We start from the raw sequence: 16717 nt of genomic DNA on the forward strand, positions 1-16717 counted from the left end.
GGTGCTTGTCAAGGCGGGAAAGATGCCTTGACAAGCACCCCCAGACCGCAGGGACGCTTCATATCGGGGTGCGGGGGAGGGGCTGGGTGCCTCGAACCTTCGGTGCACCGGGTGCGGTTTCACATTGGGGCTAGCGCCCCAATGTGGCGTTGGGTGCGTCAGATGCACCGAATGCCGCATTGGGTGCGTGGGATGCACCCAATGCCGCATTGGGGCGCGTTCTGGCGGGTGGTGGGCGGTCCGTGAAGGGGCCCTTGAGGGAAGCTAAGTCCGTGAAGGAGCCCCTCACGGCGCGGCGCGGCGTGCGGAAGTTCGTGAGGGTGGCCCTCACGGGCCGGGCCAGGGGTCAGTCGCCTTCGATGACGTCTGGTTCTACGCCTAGGTAGCCTGCGACCTGCTCTACCAGGACGTCGTGCACGAGATCCGCCAGTTCGGACGGGTCCTTGGCGCGGGCTTCCAGGGGGCGTCGGTACAGAACGATCCGTGCGCGCGTGGGGAGGCCGGTCCGGTCGACACCGGCTGGGACCAGCCGGGACAGGGGGACCGCGCCGTCGTGCAGTACGCCGTCCGCGGGGGCTCGGCCGTCCATGCGGACTTCGGGGACGTCGTCCACCGCGACGTCCAGTTTCGTCAGTTCGTGTCGCCAGCGGGCTTCGATGGGCTCCAGGGCGTCCAGAACCAGTGCGTCGAAGCGCTCCGCGCGGCTCGCTGCTGCGGGCAAGGTCGCTGGATAGAGCGTGCCGCGCAGGCCCCGGCCGTGCCGGTCCCTTCGCATTCGCTGCCGTTGTCGGTAGTCACGAGCCGTCGCCACCGTCCAAGTCTATGCGGTCGCCAGGGCAACGCGCGTGTCGCCGGTACTCGCTTGCGGCGACGCGCTATCGTTTCGGATCGTGCGGAGCGTACGGAAATGTTCGCGAACGGGTTGCCTCGAACCCGCTGTCGCCACGCTCACGTATGCCTACCAGGACTCGACCGCGGTCGTCGGGCCGCTGGCCACCGCTTCCGAACCGCACTCTTACGACCTGTGCGAGGCCCACGCGCTGCGGCTGACCGTCCCGAAGGGCTGGGAAGTCGTCCGCCACGAGGGGGCTTTCGCCGCTCCGGAGCAGTCCGCGGACGAGCTGACCGCGCTGGCCGAGGCGGTTCGCGAAGCCGGTCGCTCCGACGTCCCCGCGGCGCAGCCCGAGCCGGAAGGCCCCTCCGGCAGGCGCGGCCATCTGCGCGTCCTCCCGGGGCGCGCCTGAGCCGTCCTCCCGCCCGGTAGGCTTTCGCCCGCGGCGCGACTGGCGTCGCCACGGAACTAGCGGCGGGGAGAAGGCGTGCCAGACCTTTCGGGCATCGTGAAGGCCTACGACATTCGCGGCGTGGTCGGCGAGCAGCTGGACGCCGCCCTCGTCCGGGACTTCGGGGCCGCGTTCGCGCTGCTCATCAAGCCCGAGGCGCCAGCCGTCGTGATCGGCCACGACATGCGCGACTCGTCGCCCGGCCTGGCCGAGGCGTTCGCCGACGGGGTCACCTCGCAAGGCCTCGACGTGGTGTCGATCGGCCTGGCCAGCACTGATCAGCTCTACTTCGCCTCCGGTTCGCTCAACCTGCCCGGCGCGATGTTCACCGCCAGCCACAACCCCGCGAAGTACAACGGCATCAAGATGTGCCGCGCCGGCGCGTCCCCGGTCGGGCAGGACACCGGCCTCGCCGAGATCCGCGACACCGTCGAGCAGGGCGTCCCCGCCTTCGACGGCCAGCGCGGCACCGTCTCCGAGCGCGACGTCCTCAGCGACTACGCCGCCTACCTGCGCAACCTCGTCGACCTGTCGGGCTCGCGGCCGCTCAAGGTCGTGGTCGACGCCGGCAACGGCATGGGCGGGCACACCGTCCCGACGGTGTTCGACGGGCTGCCGATCGACGTCGTGCCGATGTACTTCGAACTCGACGGCACCTTCCCGAACCACGAGGCCAACCCGCTCGACCCGGCCAACATCGTCGACCTGCAGGCCAAGGTGCGCGAGGTCGGCGCGGACGCCGGGCTGGCGTTCGACGGCGACGCGGACCGCTGCTTCGTCGTCGACGAGCGCGGCGAGCCGGTGTCGCCGAGCGCGATCACCGCGCTGGTCGCGGTGCGCGAGCTGGCGAAGGAGCCGGGCGGAACGGTCATCCACAACCTGATCACGTCGAAGGGCGTGCCGGAGATCGTCTCCGAGCACGGCGGCAAGCCGGTGCGCACGCGCGTGGGGCACTCCTTCATCAAGGCCGAGATGGCCCGTACCGGTGCGATTTTCGGCGGCGAGCACTCCGCGCACTACTACTTCCGCGACTTCTGGCGCGCCGACACCGGCATGCTGGCCGCGCTGCACGTCCTCGCCGCGCTCGGCGAGCAGAACGGGCCGCTGTCCGCGCTCACCCAGGACTTCTCGCGCTACGCGGCGTCCGGCGAGATCAATTCGACGGTCAGCGACCAGGTCGCGCGGATGCTCGCGGTGAAGGACGCGTACGCGGGCAAGTCCGGCGTCGAGATCGACGAGCTGGACGGGCTCACCGTGCAGCTGCCCGGCGGCGCGTGGTTCAACCTGCGCCCCTCCAACACCGAACCGCTGCTGCGGCTCAACGTGGAGGCCGCCGACCGCGCCGCGGTCGAGGCGCTCACCGCCGAGGTGCTGGCCATTGTCCGGGCCTGACCCGCTGGCGCCGGATTGTGTCCGGAAGGCGCCCTCAACACCCCAACGACGCGTGGTATGGAGGAACTATGGCCATCACGCTTGACGCACAGCTGCTGGAGATCCTCGCGTGCCCGTCGCCGGATCACGCCCCGCTGCGTCCCGGCACGCCGGACGACGCCGAGGCGGACGCGCTGACCTGCACGGAATGCGGCCGCGTGTACCCGGTGCGCGACGGCATCCCGGTGCTGCTGCTCGACGAGGCGACGCTGCCCGGCTCGGCCGGCCAAGGCGACAGTGCTTGACCATGCTTGACGATTCCCTGCTCGACGACTCCGCGCGGCTGGCCGACGCCGACCGCGCGGGGTTGCTGCGTGCTGCCGCGATGGCGGGCGCGCAGGTGCGGGCCACCGCCGAGGCGGCGGCCGAACTGGAGCTGAGCGAACGGCTGGACGTCGGGCGTCCGCGTTCGCTGGTGCTCATCGACCGGCCGGGGGTGAGCCGCACGCTCACCCGGCTGCTGGCCGCGTTGCTCACGCCGTCCTGCCCGGTGCCGGTCGTGGTGGCCGAATCGGTACCGGCCTGGATCGGCGCGCTGGACGTGGTGTTCGCGCACACCGACGACGCGGGCGACCGCGAGCTGGCCGCTTCGCTGGAGCGCGCCGCCCGGTTCGGCGCGTCGGTGGTGCTGTCCGCGCCGGCGGAGGGGCCGGTCGCGGCGTCGGTGGCGGGCAAGGGCGTGCTGCTCGCGCCGCGCGTGCCGGTGCCGCCGGAGCTGGCGTTCCCGCGCGGGCTCGCCGCCGGGCTGCTCACCGCGAACGCGCTCGGCCTGCTGGTCGCGGACGTGCAAGCGCTCGCCGACCAGCTCGACCTCGAAGCGGAGAAGGATTACCTGGCGCGCGAGTCGTTCGCCAATCCGGCGAAGGCGCTCGCGCTGCGGGTCGCGGACCGGGTGCCGCTGCTGTGGGGGCTCGACCCGGTCGCGGTGGCGGTCGGCGAGCACGCGGCGCACGCGTTCGCCGCGCACGCCGCGCTGGTGTGCGACGTCGAGGACTACCGGCAGGCGCTCGCCCGCCCGGCGTTGCGCCGGGTCGCGCAATCAGGCGGCGTGGAGCGAGACATTTTCGCCGACCCGGACGACTCTCCTGGTGGAGTCGCGACGCGGGTGCTGCTGCTGTCGGTGCGGACCGGTCCGGCCACCGAGGCGGCCCGGTACCAAGCCGAGGAGTTCCTGCCGGGTGCGGACCTGATCGCGCCTGCCGAGGAGATCGAGGCAGACGAGATCGTCCGCGCCGCGGTGCTGGCGCTGCGGTTCGAGCTGGCCGCGGTGTACCTGGGGCTGGCGGCGGGCAGCATCGGCGGGGCCGGGAGATACGAACCGGCCTCCGCCTGAGGGAGCAGGGGGGAACGCGGGCAGGCGATTCCGCCGCCGCGTGCGTCGGCCCAGTGCCGACGGGAAGGATTGGGAGTTGACAGTGGAGCTGTTGCGCAACGCCGTACGGCCCTACGCCTGGGGATCGCGAACGGCCATCCCGCAGCTGCAGGGACGTCCGGTGCCGGCGCCGCACCCCGAGGCCGAGCTGTGGATGGGAGCGCACCCGGGGGACCCGTCGCACGTGCTCGGCCCGGACGGCGCCGAACTGAGCCTGCTCGAACTCGTCGACGCCGATCCGGTCGGCCAGCTGGGCGAGGACTGCGCGCGGCGCTGGGGCAACCGGCTGCCGTTCCTGCTGAAGATCCTCGCCGCGGAAGAACCGCTGTCGATGCAGGCGCACCCGTCCGCCGCGCAGGCCGCGGAAGGCCACGCCCGCGAGGAGAAGCTGGGCATCCCGCGCGACGCCGCGAACCGGAACTATCCGGACCCGACGGCGAAGCCGGAGCTGGTCTGCGCGCTGACGGAGTTCCACGCGCTGGCCGGGTTCCGCGACCCGAACCGCACGGTCAAGCTGCTGAAGGCGATCGAGACGCCCGGCCTGGGCAAGTACACCGGACTGCTGGAAGCCCAACCGGATCCGGCGGGCCTGCGGGCTCTGTTCACCACCTGGATCACGCTGCCGCAGTCCGCGCTGGACGAGTTGCTGCCGGAAGTGCTCGACGCGTGCGTCCGGCACGTCCAGGACCACGGCGAGTTCGCGACCGAATGCCGCACGATCCTGGAACTCGGCGAGACCCACCCGCGCGACGCCGGGGTGCTCGCCGCGCTGCTGCTCAACCGCCTGACCCTGCGTGCCGGCGAGGCGATCTACCTGCCCGCCGGGAACCTGCACCTGTACCTGCACGGCACCGCGGTGGAGATCCTGGCGAACTCGGACAACATCCTGCGTTGCGGTCTCACGCCGAAGCACGTGGACGTGCCGGAGCTGCTGCGCGTGGTCGACTTCGCGTGCGGGGAAATGCCCGTGCAGCACGGAGAATGCGCCGGCCAGCGGATGGCGGTGTACCACACGGACGCCCCGGAATTCGAACTGTCGCGGGTCGAATGGGCGGCTGGTGACGACGCCGAGCTGGAGGTCGACTCGGCCGGGCCGCAGATCTTGTTGTGCACCGAAGGGGATCTTCTGGTGGTCGCCTCGGACGGGGAGCAGGTGGAGCTGCGGCGGGGGCAGTCGGTGTGGCTGCCCGCGGCCGATCCGGCGGTGCGGGTGCGGCCGTTGGCCGGGGCGCGGACGCAGCTGTTCCGGGCTACTGCTGGGACTTGCGAGTTGTGAGCTGACTGGTCAGTTCTGCGGACCAGGTGGCGAAGAAACTGCGTAGTGCGGGGACCTCGGCGAGCGTGATTGGCAGGTCGCGGTCACCGAACCGGGACAGCGAGGCGAGCATGTCCCTGAACACCGCGGTGTCAAAGCCCGGATCCTGCTGAGCGGCAAGGGCCAGCAGCAAGTCCTTTGGGTAGGTGGCGGACAGTGCGTACACGTCGGTGAAGTCACGCGCTTCAGCGCGGTCGAAAAGCGCGACCACCTTTCGCCCCGCGAGTTCTTCCCGATCGAAGGTCGGCCCCAGAAAGCTCAGCATCGGCGGGCGGCTCGGTGCCGCGTCGAGCGCTAGATCTACGACCAGGTTCTCCGGTCCGCGCACCACCAGCCTGCAAAAGGTGGCGGTGTCGCGGATCCGGGTGATCTGCCAGCCACGTGCTTCGGCGGCGGACTCCAAAGCGTCCCGGGCAGCTGGTATGTCTCCGCGTCCGGGGCTTGCGAAGAAGTCGAGATCCTGCGTTGGCCGGGTCGTCAACTGTTGTGCCAGCAGGGCCGCGCCGCCAGCGAGGAGGAATCCATCGCTCTGCGCCAGTTCGAAAAAGGCTTGTGCGACGGTCACCTGGAATGAGGTCAGCCCGTCCGGCACGGTCACGTTGCGGTCACCGGCCGGATGCTCTCGACGAGCGGAGACCAGGCGGCTCGGACACTCCGGGGCAGGACCAATTCGTCCCACAAGTCGATCAGCAACGCGCCGTCGACGTACTCCGCGATGTGGTCGTTGGTGCCTTCCCTCAGCACGATCTCGTAGACCCGGGCACGGTCCGCGCGCGTCCTGAGGTCGAAGCGACGCTCCGGTTCTGACCAGTTGAGTTCGATCGGCAGGACGACCGTCGCGAACGCTTTCTCAAGAGTCAGCCGGGGGAGGGTGGTAGGCACCGAAATCGAACGGCCGTTGGCAGTCAGTTCATGGAAAAGGAGCTGAGGTTCGAGGGTGAGTGTGAAGCCGGCCCCGGCGAGCAGTCGGGTGACTGTGTCCAGAGTGGGCGACTTCCGGCCTCTCTCGTACGCGGACAGGGTCGGACGCGACGTCCCTGCTCGCTCAGCCAGCTCTTGCTGGCTCAAGTCCGCTGCCTTGCGCGCAGTCGTCAAGAGTTCGGCTGTATGCATCGTCGTCCTCGAGTCTCGTATGTATCCGAAAGGATACCACGAGAAAGTATCTGATCGGATACCTTTACGAGGGCGAGCGAGCCGGGTGACAGCCCAGCGCTTCCCGCCGCCAAGGCTGCTCTAGGCTCCCACCGGGCAATTCGGGCGCGGAGCAGGGGAGCGGGAAGTGTCAGCTGGCGGGGGAACCAAGGCGATCATCGCGGCGCTCGCCGCCAATGCCGGGATCGCGGTGGCCAAGTTCGTCGGCTTCCTGGTCACCGGGTCGTCGTCGATGCTGGCGGAGGCGGTGCACTCGCTGGCCGACACGTCGAACCAGGGGTTGCTGCTGCTCGGGCAGAAGACCTCGAAACGGCGCGCCACCAAGGAGCATCCGTTCGGCTACGGCCGGGACCGGTACTTCTACTCGTTCATCGTCGCGCTCATGCTCTTCACGCTCGGCGCGGCGTTCGCGCTGTACGAGGGCATCCACAAGATCATTGAGCCGCAGCCGCTGGATACGCCGGTGGTCGCGGTGGTCATTCTGGTCGTCGCGATCTGTCTCGAGGGCTACAGCTTCCTCACCGCGATGGGCGAATCGCGCAAGATCAAGGGCAATGTGAGCTGGTGGCGGTTCATCCGCCAGGCCAAGGAGCCCGAACTGCCGGTCGTGCTGCTGGAGGACTCCGGCGCGCTGCTCGGCCTCGTGTTCGCGTTGCTCGGCGTCGGGCTTTCGGTGCTGACCGGCAACCCCGTTTTCGACGGCATCGGCACGGTCTTCATCGGCGCGCTGCTGGGCGTCATCGCGGTCATCCTGATCATCGAGATGAAGAGCCTGCTGATCGGCGAGGGCGCGACCGACACCGATCTCGCGACCATCGTGGACGAGCTGGCCGCGGGCAAGGTCGAGCGGGTCATCCACATCCGCACCCAGTACCTCGGCCCGGACGAGCTCCTCGTCGCCGCGAAGCTCGCGCTCGTGCCCGGTCTCGACACCGCCGCGATCGCCACGGCGATCGACGACGCCGAGGCCCGCGTGCGCGCGAAGGTCCCCGTCGCGACGCTGATTTACCTGGAACCGGACCTCGACCGCGAGACGCGCTGACTGTCCGGGCAGCTGGCGCCCAACTGACACGCTAGGGTGGCGCCCGGTCCCCACGAAGGTCACCGCAGGAGGTCAACGTTGCCCGGCACTGGGTTGTGGCGCACCAAGTCAATCGAGCAGTCCATTTCGGACACCGATGAACCGGAGACGAAACTCCGCAGGAACCTGAGCGCGTGGGACCTCACGGTCTTCGGCGTCGCGGTGGTCATCGGCGCCGGCATCTTCACGCTCACCGCGCGCACGGCGGGCGACTTCGCCGGGCCGTCGGTGTCCGTCGCGTTCGTGATCGCGGCGATCGCCTGCGCGCTCGCCGCGTTGTGCTACGCCGAATTCGCTTCCACCGTCCCGGTCGCGGGCAGCGCGTACACGTTCTCCTACGCCACCTTCGGCGAGTTCATGGCGTGGATCATCGGCTGGGACCTGATCCTGGAGCTGGCCGTCGGCGCCGCCGCGGTCGCCAAGGGCTGGTCGTCTTATCTGCAGACGGTGCTGGAGTACATCTTCGGCAAGGGAACCAAGACGTCGATCGATCTCGGCGGTGGTTTCGCGATCGACTGGGGCGCGTTCATCGTCGTCGCCGCGCTGGTGACGCTGCTGGTGCTCGGCACGAAGCTGTCGTCGCGGTTCTCGATGGTGATCACCGGCATCAAGGTCGCCGTCGTGCTGTTCGTGGTCATTCTCGGCATCTTCTACATCAAGTCGAGCAACTACACGCCGTTCGTCCCCGAGGGCAAACCGGCGGGCTCCGGCGAAAGCGGCGTCGACCAGTCGCTGTTCTCGCTCATCGCGGGCGGCGGCAGCAGTTCGTTCGGCATCTTCGGCCTGCTGGCCGGCGCGTCGATCGTGTTCTTCGCGTTCATCGGGTTCGACATCGTCGCGACCACCGCGGAGGAGACCCGCAACCCGCAGAAGGCCGTGCCGCGCGGCATTTTCGGCTCGCTGGCGATCGTGACCGTCCTGTACGTCGCGGTGTCGCTCGTGGTCGTCGGCATGGTGCCCTACACCGACCTGTCGACCTCGGCGGGCGACGGCAGCCACAAGACGCTCGCCACCGCGTTCTCCGCGAACGGCGTCGACTGGGCCGCGAACATCATTTCCGTCGGCGCGCTGGCCGGTCTGACCACGGTCGTCATGGTCCTGATGCTCGGCCAGGTGCGGATCATCTTCGCGATGTCCCGCGACGGCCTCATGCCGCGGTCGCTGGCCAAGACGAGCGACCGCGGAACGCCGAAGCGCGCGACAATCGTGGTCGGCGCGCTGGTCGCGGCGGGCGCGACGTTCTTCCCGGCCGACAAGCTCGAGGAAATGGTCAACGTCGGCACGCTGTTCGCGTTCATCCTCGTGTCCGCGGGCGTGCTGGTGCTGCGCAAGACCCGCCCGGACCTGACGCGCGCCTTCCGCGTGCCCGCCGTGTGGGTCATCGCGCCGCTGGCGATCCTGGCGTGCCTGTGGCTGATGCTGAACCTGACCGTGCTGACCTGGCTGCGGTTCGTCGTCTGGATGGTCATCGGCGTGGTCATCTACTTCGCCTACAGCCGGCGGCATTCGCTGCTCGGGAAGCGGCAGTCGGGCGTCGAGCAGGGAGGCGCGGTTTCCGAGTCCGCACCGCCGGTCGCCGACTGACCTGTTTTAGCTGCTCAGCGGCCCGTCGCCCAGTGTGGGCGACGGGCCGTTTCGCGTGTGTGGTCACGGGCGCGCAACTCGCGGATTTCGGTTCGGACGGCGACTCGAACCCAGGGTGATCGGGCAACTGCGGGTGCGATACTCTCCGCGTCGTCTCCCTCTGACGGGTTAATCACTAGCGGGTAATTCGCGCGAACAGTGGTCGGGGTTCCTACGGAGGGTCGTGGTTTCGCATGCGCTTTCCCCCGTTCGGATTTTCCTTCGAGGAGTAACTCCATGCCCATCCCCACCAAAATTCGCGCCGGGTTCGCCGTTGCCGCGGTCGCCGGGCTCGCCCTTCTGAGCACGGCGACGTCCGCGTCCGCCTGCACCACCGGCGACCACCGCGGGAACCCCGTGCCCGGAACGAAGATCACCGACTGCAGCAAGGTCGAGGGCGTCAGCGGCAGCAAGCTGGACGAGGGTGACCTCAAGTTCACCGGCGGCAACGGCGAGAAGTCGCTGACCATCACCGAGACCGCCGAAGGCGTGACGGTCCAGGCGATCGTGGTCGTGGGCGGCGACGACGGCCACTCGGTTTATGTGCCGGGCGCGAAGAAGCTTCCGAAGGTCGCGCCGTGGACGGACCTGGTCGCGCCGCACAACTATGACGGGTCGCAGCCCAAGATCGACCGGTGGTTCGCTTGCGGGGTCAAGACTGCGCCGACCAAGCCGCCGGTCTCGGAGACCCCGACCACGACTCCGTCGCAGCCTGCTTCGGAAACCCCGACCACGACGCCGGGCACCTCGGCGACCTCCTCGGTCCCGGCAGGCGCGACCTCCGCTCCCGCCACGACCAGCGCCCCGGCCGCGGTCCCGGCGGGCAACCAGAACGGCACCGGCGGCGGCCTGGCCAACACCGGGTTCGACAACGCCTGGCTGTTCTGGATCGCCGGCGTGCTGATCGTCGCGGGCGGCGGTCTGCTGGTGCTGCTGAAGCTGCGTCGTCGCGGCACCAACTGATCTGAAAGTCCGTGCCGGGTTTCTTGAGGGAATCTCCCCTCGAGAAGCCCGGCACTGGCGTTTTCAGCGGGGGCGGGGCAGGTCGCCGAAAAGGGAGCCTTGTTCGCCCAAGGTGCGGGCTCGGCCGTTGGGGCGGCCCAGTCCCGCGGCCATCGCGACTGCGTTGTCCCACTCCGGATCGGCCAGATACTCGGTGTGTTTGAGGACTCCGGGGGCCCAGCGGCTGCGGCCGTCGGGGGCGCGCAGCGGGTCGGGGACCCAGTGGTCGCCGCCCAGGATGAGGACTCCCGCGTCGTCCGGGGTCGCTTCCAGGGCTCCCCATTTGCCTTCCGGCAGATAGCCCTCGCCGAGCAGGTGGCCGCCGCTGGTTTGGTGTCGCCAGGTGGTTACGCCGCCGCCGAAGATGTCCGTTCCCCGGCACAGGGCGCGCCAGCGGCCGTCCAGTGAGGCGAACAGTTCGGCCAGCGAATCCTGCGGCAGCACTGCGGGGAAGGCGCGTTGGTAGCCCCACTGCAGCGGCGAGCCGGCGGTGAGCAGGCCGACTCGGTCGCGTTCGTCCGGCGGGAGTTCGGCGGTCAGCTGGGCGGCGGTCAGCACCGTGAGGATGCTGCCCAGGTTCAGTCCGGACAGGACGACTCGGGTGCCGGGTTCGGCCAGGTGTTCCTTGACCCGGTCGGCCAGTTCGGGGACGACTTTGAGCGCGTAGCAAGGCGGTACGCCGGGGTGCGCGGCGCGTGGCCAGAAGGAAACGAGGTCCGCCAGGGCACCCAGGTGTCGGCTGCGTTGGGGGGAGCGGGCCGCGGAGTAGACCACTCGCAGCAGACCGGCGGCCAGCGCGCCGAGCGCGAATACGCCGATCGCCGAGACCGTGGTGAACCAACTGGGCTGCAGGTTGAAGCCGAACCGGACGACCAGCAGGGTGATCGCGCCGACGCACAGGCCCAGCGCGACGATCAATGCCAGATGGTGCAGGTGGCGGCGTTCCCAGGCAGACCGGGCCCAGGCCCGGGCGGCGTCTTGCTCTTGCTGCTCGTCGTGTTCCATCAGTTCGACGATGGGCGGGATGCCGCGTCGGCGGCGGCGCAGCGGGATGCCGATGGCGTACCCGGCGATGGCGAGCAGGGCCATCAGGCCTAGCCCGCCGCCCCACAGGACGGTGACCAGGTCGTACGTCGTGGGCAGGGAAAGCTTTTCGGTGCGGAGCAGTTTTCGGACGGCGATCGCCAGACCGGCGCCGAAACCGCCGCCAAGCAATCCGGCCAGCGCGAGAACCGGGGCCGCGGCCCAGCCGCCGAGCCACGGGCGGAGCCGGCGCGGACGGTCGCGCCAGGCTTTGCGGGCCAGCAGCGCCGACGGGATCAGCGCGAGTGCGAACAGCAGCGTGACTACGAGCAGCGAACCGCCGAGGCCTTCGACAGTGTTGTCGACGCCGGGGAGCCGGTCGTCGACTGGCTTGGCCAGCACGGCGGCGAAGATGACCAGCAGGGTCGCGAAGGTGATCAGGCTTCGGCGCGCGACGGTGCCGGTGTCGCTGCCGATCGCGCCGCCGATCAGGACCGCGAGGACCAGCGCGAGCGTGCAGATCCACCCGACCAGTTCCGGGATTTTCGTGGGCACGTGAAACGGCCCGCCCAGCAAGAGCAAGGAGATGCAGGCAAGCGCGGCGACGGCGTGGGTCGCGGACATTCCGGGCGCTTCCGGATCCGCGCGCAACCGCATCGGGACGCCTTTGCGGCCGGGGTGTTCGGGCGGGCGGACCCGCCAGTTCGTGGACGAGATCCGGTGCAGGGCGTAGACCAGGGCCAGGAGCACCGCCACGCCGATGCCGATGCGCAGCGGCCCCTTGCGCAGTTCCGGGGCCACCCAGGTGAGACACGCTCGCCCGGGCGCGAGGCATTGCGTCGCGACGAGGTCCAGCACCGCCGCGGCGACCTGGCTGACCAGCAGCATGGTGAGCAGCACCGAGGCGATCCGCAGCAGGCCGCGGCACAGGCCGCCGAGCCAGCGGGCGCGGTGCACCGGCGGCAGCATCCAGAACGCGACGTTCGCCAGCGAGAACGGGAACAGCAGCGCCCAGGCGGCCTTCGCGACGCCGCCGGACGTCATGCCGCTCCACAGGTAGCCTTCGACGGTGCGCGGGATCGACCGGCCGAGCGCGGGCACCACCGGACCGGGTGCCGGACGCCGCAGCCGGTCGGCCGGGCGCACCACGCGGCCGAGTTCGTCGCCGGCGACGTCGACGGTCTGGACCGTGTCGAGGAGCGTCTCGCCGCTCGTGCCCACGAGTCCGGACACCCTCATTTCGACGATGCGGGTGTCAGGGCCGGGGAGCGGGGCGGGCACGGTGATTCTCTCCTCATCCGTTCGAGTCAGGGTCGAGCCGACAACGGTACTGTTCAGGTGCCATCAAACCTTGGAGGAACCGCACTATGACCCCCGAAAGCGTTGTCAAGCGGCACGACACCCGGGGCGGCATCGAATTCGCCGTCGCCGATCTCGAGGCCGCCGAGTTCGGCCGGAAGGAGATCCGGCTCGCCGAGCACGAGATGCCCGGCCTGATGGCGCTGCGTCGCGAATACTCCGAGGTATACCCGCTGCGCGGCGCGCGTATCGCCGGCTCGCTGCACATGACCGTGCAGACCGCGGTGCTGATCGAGACGCTGGTGGCGCTCGGCGCGGAGGTGCGCTGGGCTTCGTGCAACATTTTCTCCACCCAGGACCACGCCGCGGCCGCGGTCGTCGTCGGGCCGCACGGCACCGCCGAGGAGCCCAAGGGCGTCCCGGTGTTCGCGTGGAAGGGCGAAACGCTCGAGGAATACTGGTGGTGCACTGAGCGGATGCTCACGTGGGAGGGCGAAGGCCCGAACATGATCCTCGACGACGGCGGCGACGCCACCATGCTGGTGCACAAGGGCACCGAATACGAGAAGGCCGGCGTGGTCCCGCCCGCCGACGACGAGGACCCCGAGGAGTGGAAGGTCTTCCTCGAGCTGCTGCGTGCTTCGGTCGCCGCGGACAAGGGCAAGTGGACCGCCATCGGGCAGAGCGTCAAGGGCGTCACCGAGGAAACCACCACCGGCGTGCTGCGGCTGTACCAGCTGGCGGCCGCGGGCGAGCTGCTTTTCCCGGCGATCAACGTCAACGACTCGGTGACGAAGTCGAAGTTCGACAACCGCTACGGCATCCGGCACTCGCTGATCGACGGCATCAACCGCGGCACCGACGTCCTGATCGGCGGCAAGGTCGCGGTGGTCTGCGGCTACGGCGACGTGGGCAAGGGCGCGGCGGAATCGCTGCGCGGCCAGGGCGCCCGGGTGATCATCACCGAGATCGACCCGATCTGCGCGCTGCAGGCGATGATGGACGGCTACGAGGTCAAGCGCCTCGAGACGGTGCTGGACGAGGGCGACATCTACGTGACCACCACGGGCAACAAGAACGTGGTGATGGTCGAGCACATGGCGCGCATGAAGCACCAGGCGATCGTCGGCAACATCGGCCACTTCGACAACGAGCTCGACATGGCAGGCCTCGCTCGGTACCCGGGCGTGCGGCGCGTGAACATCAAGCCGCAGGTCGACGAGTGGGTGTTCCCGGACGGCAAGAGCATTCTGGTGCTGTCCGAGGGCCGTTTGCTGAACCTCGGCAACGCGACCGGGCACCCGAGCTTCGTGATGTCGAACAGCTTCGCGAACCAGGTCATCGCGCAGGTCGAACTCTTCACCAAGACCGAGGAGTACGACAAGGAGGTTTACCGCCTCCCGAAGAAACTGGACGAAAAGGTCGCGCGAATCCACCTCGAGGCACTGGGCGGCGAGCTGACGAAGCTGTCGAAGGAACAGGCGGAATACATCGACGTGGACGTGGAGGGCCCGTTCAAGTCGGAGCACTACCGTTACTGATCGCTGACACTGAAGCCGCCCCGGAATGCGTTTCGGGGCGGCTTTTGTCTGCACTGGGAAACGTTTGAGGGCTTCGCTTCCGGTACCTGCTTTCCTGATGACATGAAAAAGCCGAATGTGCGGATCAGCGATGGGGAGCAAGCACTGCTTGCCGAAGGCAAGATCGTGTGCTTCGAGCCCGAGCGGGAGCCGGTCAGCCTTGACGAGATCGAGCGACTCTCCGACGGCTGGGGTACTGCGGTCAGCGAAGCGCTCGACTGGACAAGGGGAGAGTGGTGACTGGCGACTGCTCTGGAACTCCTCGTCCGCTAACGCGGATACCGCATCGTCAACACCGCAGTAGCCGGTCCGCCGATTCCGCGGTAAACATGATCCGTTTCCGCGATAAACGTATGTGTCCCGGCAGCAGAAACCGTCACCGGAGCGGAAACCGGCCCCACCTCCGCCACTCCAGTCAATACAGTCAGAATTTCCCGCACCCCGGCGCTGTGCGGATGCGACACCTGAACCCGCTCATGGATCGTCAGCCGGTAAACCTCGGTCACGCCCTCCGCGTCCTCCCATCGGCCCAGCAGGGTCGCGGCCACGCTGTCGCCGTGCGCCTCAGCCACGCCGTCGTCGCCGAAAAGCAAGTCGCTCAACGGGATCGACAACGCGGTGGCGATGGCGAACAGCGTGTCCAGCGTCGGGTTCCGGCGGCCGTTTTCCAGTTCCGACAGTGTTCCCTTGCCGAGGCCGCTGTCGGCGGCGAGCGTGGTCAGGCCGACGCCCGCGCGGGTGCGCAGCGTTCGGATGCGGGTACCGACCGCCGCGGCGAGGGCGCGGCCGTCCGGGGCGGGTGACGTCGACACCCGGCCTAGTCTAGTGTTCTGTTTACAGAACAGCTGGAGGTGTGCCGATGTCGGCAATGCAGAACGTGCAGGACGCGCTCGATGAGGCAGGCGTCGCTGGTCAGGCGCGGACTCTCCCGCAGTCCATGCGGACGGCGGCCGAGGCGGCGGAAGCGCTGGGCTGCACCGTCGGTGCGATCGCGAACAGCCTGGTCTTCATGGCCGACGACGCCCCGCTGCTGGTCTTGACCAGTGGCGCGCACCGGGTGGACGTCGAGGCGCTCGCCGCGCGGCTCGGGCGCGGCCGGATCCGCCGGGCGAAGCCGGACGAGGTGCGCGCGGCGACTGGGCAGGTGATCGGCGGGGTCTCGCCGGTCGGGCACCCGGCGCCGCTGGAGACCGTGGTTGACGAGGCGTTGCAGCAGTACTCGGAGGTGTGGGCGGCGGCCGGGACGCCGAATGCCGTCTTCCCGACGACGTTCGACGAACTGGTCCGGATCACCAAGGGCGCGCCGCAGCGGGTGGACGGATAAAGCGGCTCTTCACGGCCGATGGCGGAAGCTGATGCGCATCAACCGGCTGTCCGCCCAGTCTTCGAGCCGAGTCGGCCGGATGGTGCCGGGATCGTGGGGCTGATTGAGGTCCGCGACGATCTCCGCCAGCACGGCGTGACGTTCGGCTGGGTCGGTGACCGGCGTCGCGCGTGCGGGCAGATCCGCGCGGATTCCGTTCTTCAGGTGGAAGACGAAGTCGGGATTGGCGAGAAGGTTCGCATGCCAGTCGGTCGCGGCACCGCCGGCGCCGCTGCACAGGTATGTGGCGCCCGCTGCTCGGTAGAAGAAAATCTCGATGCGGTGTGGCTTGCCGGTGCGGCGGCCCAGCGTCGCGATGTCGATGATCCGGTCTCTGGTGGCCGCGGCGGGGGTGATCTCGATGGCTCGCCGGATTTGGCTGGGCAGGTGGGACTCGGTCGGGTCTGGAGCGCTCATGCTGCCTCGGCCGGAAGGGCCGGGCCGAGGAGGAGTCCGCCGTCGATGACGTACTCGGACCCCGTGATGAACGACGCGTCCGATGACGTGAGGAACAGGAGAAGCCGGGTGACGTCGGCCGGTTCCCCGAGTCGGGGAATGGCGAACGGCTCGGGTGAGTAGAAGTCGGCGATCGCCGCGGTGGCACCGGCCGCCGGTTCGTGGATGAAAGGGGTCGAGATCACGCCGGGATGGATGGTGTTCACGCGGATGCGGTCGCGGCCGAGTTCGAGCGCTGCCGTTTGGGTGAGGCCTCGCACGGCCCATTTGCTGGCGACGTACGGCGCGTAGTGCGCCGTGCCGCCCATGCCCATGATCGAGGCGACGTTGACGATGGCTCCCCCGGCGGCGCGGCGCAGGGCCGGGGTCGCGATCTTGATGCCGAGGAAGATCCCGGTGAGGTTGATGCCGAGGATGCGCGACCACGTCGCCTGATCCGTGTTCTCGATTGTCGCCGGCGGATTCTGCACGCCCGCGTTGTTGACGAGCACGTTCAAGGCGCCGAAGGCGCTCTCGGCGGCTAGCACGGCGGCGGACCACGAATTCTCGTCGGTGACGTCAAGGCGGGCGAAGCGAGCGCGGGGTCCGAGTTCGTCGGCGAGAGCGGCGCCGCGTTGCGCGTCGATGCCGCCGATCATCACGTTCGCTCCCTCCGCGTGAAAGGCGCGCACGTGGCTCGAGCCTTGGCCGCCGGCGCCACCGGTCACGAGCACGGTCTGGTTGTCGAAGCGGGACAT

General features: G+C 69.2%; 18 protein-coding genes and 1 pseudogene. 11 read left to right on the forward strand and 8 right to left on the reverse strand.

What is annotated here, in order from left to right:
- Positions 1 to 346: 346 nt before the first annotated feature.
- Positions 347 to 775: a metallopeptidase family protein gene (locus ACWDNU_RS23165; RefSeq protein WP_344286273.1), complete on the reverse strand. Its 429-nt coding sequence runs from the start codon at positions 773 to 775 to the stop codon at positions 347 to 349.
- 115 nt (positions 776 to 890) lie between these two features.
- Here ACWDNU_RS23165 and ACWDNU_RS23170 point away from each other — a divergent pair, with 115 nt between their 5' ends.
- The 5 genes from ACWDNU_RS23170 (at position 891) to manA (ending at position 5362) form a co-directional block, all read left to right on the forward strand.
- A complete protein-coding gene (locus ACWDNU_RS23170) occupies positions 891 to 1244 on the forward strand; it encodes a DUF3499 domain-containing protein (protein ID WP_116206536.1) in 354 nt (117 codons plus the stop codon).
- Positions 1245 to 1319: 75 nt separating this feature from the next.
- Positions 1320 to 2675: a phosphomannomutase/phosphoglucomutase gene (locus ACWDNU_RS23175; protein WP_370934288.1), complete on the forward strand. Its 1356-nt coding sequence runs from the start codon at positions 1320 to 1322 to the stop codon at positions 2673 to 2675.
- Positions 2676 to 2743: 68 nt separating this feature from the next.
- Entirely contained in the window at positions 2744 to 2959 is a 216-nt protein-coding gene (locus ACWDNU_RS23180; RefSeq protein WP_370934289.1) for a Trm112 family protein, read from the forward strand.
- A gap of 2 nt (positions 2960 to 2961) precedes the next feature.
- Positions 2962 to 4047 (forward strand): hypothetical protein, encoded by a 1086-nt coding sequence (locus ACWDNU_RS23185; protein WP_370934290.1) that lies wholly within the window; start codon positions 2962 to 2964, stop codon positions 4045 to 4047.
- 82 nt (positions 4048 to 4129) lie between these two features.
- Positions 4130 to 5362: a mannose-6-phosphate isomerase, class I gene (gene manA / locus ACWDNU_RS23190; RefSeq protein ID WP_370940674.1), complete on the forward strand. Its 1233-nt coding sequence runs from the start codon at positions 4130 to 4132 to the stop codon at positions 5360 to 5362.
- Here the strand turns inward: manA and ACWDNU_RS23195 are convergent.
- The 3 genes and pseudogenes from ACWDNU_RS23195 to ACWDNU_RS23205 form a co-directional block, all read right to left on the reverse strand.
- Positions 5337 to 5999: a nucleotidyl transferase AbiEii/AbiGii toxin family protein gene (locus ACWDNU_RS23195; RefSeq protein WP_449670435.1), complete on the reverse strand. Its 663-nt coding sequence runs from the start codon at positions 5997 to 5999 to the stop codon at positions 5337 to 5339. The genes manA and ACWDNU_RS23195 overlap by 26 nt on opposite strands.
- The gene (locus tag ACWDNU_RS23200) at positions 5996 to 6283 is read right to left on the reverse strand and encodes a hypothetical protein (RefSeq protein WP_449670470.1); all 288 of its coding nucleotides are present in this window, start codon (positions 6281 to 6283) and stop codon (positions 5996 to 5998) included. Before ACWDNU_RS23200 ends, ACWDNU_RS23195 begins: the two co-directional genes overlap by 4 nt.
- A gap of 63 nt (positions 6284 to 6346) precedes the next feature.
- Positions 6347 to 6514 (reverse strand): annotated as a pseudogene (locus tag ACWDNU_RS23205) (helix-turn-helix transcriptional regulator); the annotation flags it as partial.
- A 166-nt stretch (positions 6515 to 6680) separates the two neighbouring features.
- Here ACWDNU_RS23205 and ACWDNU_RS23210 point away from each other — a divergent pair.
- From ACWDNU_RS23210 to ACWDNU_RS23220, 3 genes are all read left to right on the forward strand, one after another.
- Positions 6681 to 7595: a cation diffusion facilitator family transporter gene (locus ACWDNU_RS23210; RefSeq protein ID WP_370934291.1), complete on the forward strand. Its 915-nt coding sequence runs from the start codon at positions 6681 to 6683 to the stop codon at positions 7593 to 7595.
- A 78-nt stretch (positions 7596 to 7673) separates the two neighbouring features.
- The gene (locus ACWDNU_RS23215) at positions 7674 to 9218 is read left to right on the forward strand and encodes an amino acid permease (protein ID WP_449670436.1); all 1545 of its coding nucleotides are present in this window, start codon (positions 7674 to 7676) and stop codon (positions 9216 to 9218) included.
- A 276-nt stretch (positions 9219 to 9494) separates the two neighbouring features.
- Complete coding sequence (locus ACWDNU_RS23220; protein ID WP_370934293.1) at positions 9495 to 10220, forward strand: LPXTG cell wall anchor domain-containing protein; 726 nt, start codon at positions 9495 to 9497, stop codon at positions 10218 to 10220.
- A gap of 63 nt (positions 10221 to 10283) precedes the next feature.
- On the opposite strand, the gene ACWDNU_RS23225 is transcribed toward ACWDNU_RS23220, so the two are convergent.
- Positions 10284 to 12521 carry a hypothetical protein gene (locus ACWDNU_RS23225; RefSeq protein WP_449670468.1) on the reverse strand — a complete coding sequence of 746 codons (2238 nt, stop codon included), beginning with the start codon at positions 12519 to 12521 and terminating at the stop codon, positions 10284 to 10286.
- A 128-nt stretch (positions 12522 to 12649) separates the two neighbouring features.
- Here ACWDNU_RS23225 and ahcY point away from each other — a divergent pair, with 128 nt between their 5' ends.
- Positions 12650 to 14122 carry an adenosylhomocysteinase gene (ahcY, locus tag ACWDNU_RS23230; RefSeq protein ID WP_370934294.1) on the forward strand — a complete coding sequence of 491 codons (1473 nt, stop codon included), beginning with the start codon at positions 12650 to 12652 and terminating at the stop codon, positions 14120 to 14122.
- Positions 14123 to 14224: 102 nt separating this feature from the next.
- Positions 14225 to 14401, forward strand: coding sequence for a hypothetical protein (locus ACWDNU_RS23235; protein WP_449670437.1), 177 nt, complete (start codon positions 14225 to 14227; stop codon positions 14399 to 14401).
- A gap of 29 nt (positions 14402 to 14430) precedes the next feature.
- On the opposite strand, the gene ACWDNU_RS23240 is transcribed toward ACWDNU_RS23235, so the two are convergent.
- Entirely contained in the window at positions 14431 to 14973 is a 543-nt protein-coding gene (locus ACWDNU_RS23240; protein ID WP_449670438.1) for a helix-turn-helix domain-containing protein, read from the reverse strand.
- A gap of 47 nt (positions 14974 to 15020) precedes the next feature.
- Between ACWDNU_RS23240 and ACWDNU_RS23245 the strand changes: the two genes are divergently transcribed.
- On the forward strand, positions 15021 to 15485 hold the full coding sequence (locus ACWDNU_RS23245; RefSeq protein ID WP_449670439.1) for a YbaK/EbsC family protein: 465 nt from the start codon (positions 15021 to 15023) through the stop codon (positions 15483 to 15485).
- 9 nt (positions 15486 to 15494) lie between these two features.
- Here the strand turns inward: ACWDNU_RS23245 and ACWDNU_RS23250 are convergent, their stop codons facing one another.
- Positions 15495 to 15941, reverse strand: coding sequence for a nitroreductase/quinone reductase family protein (locus tag ACWDNU_RS23250; RefSeq protein WP_449670440.1), 447 nt, complete (start codon positions 15939 to 15941; stop codon positions 15495 to 15497).
- Positions 15938 to 16717 (reverse strand): SDR family oxidoreductase, encoded by a 780-nt coding sequence (locus tag ACWDNU_RS23255; protein WP_449670441.1) that lies wholly within the window; start codon positions 16715 to 16717, stop codon positions 15938 to 15940. Before ACWDNU_RS23255 ends, ACWDNU_RS23250 begins: the two co-directional genes overlap by 4 nt.

The sequence above is a fragment of the Amycolatopsis sp. NPDC003676 genome (assembly GCF_053587275.1).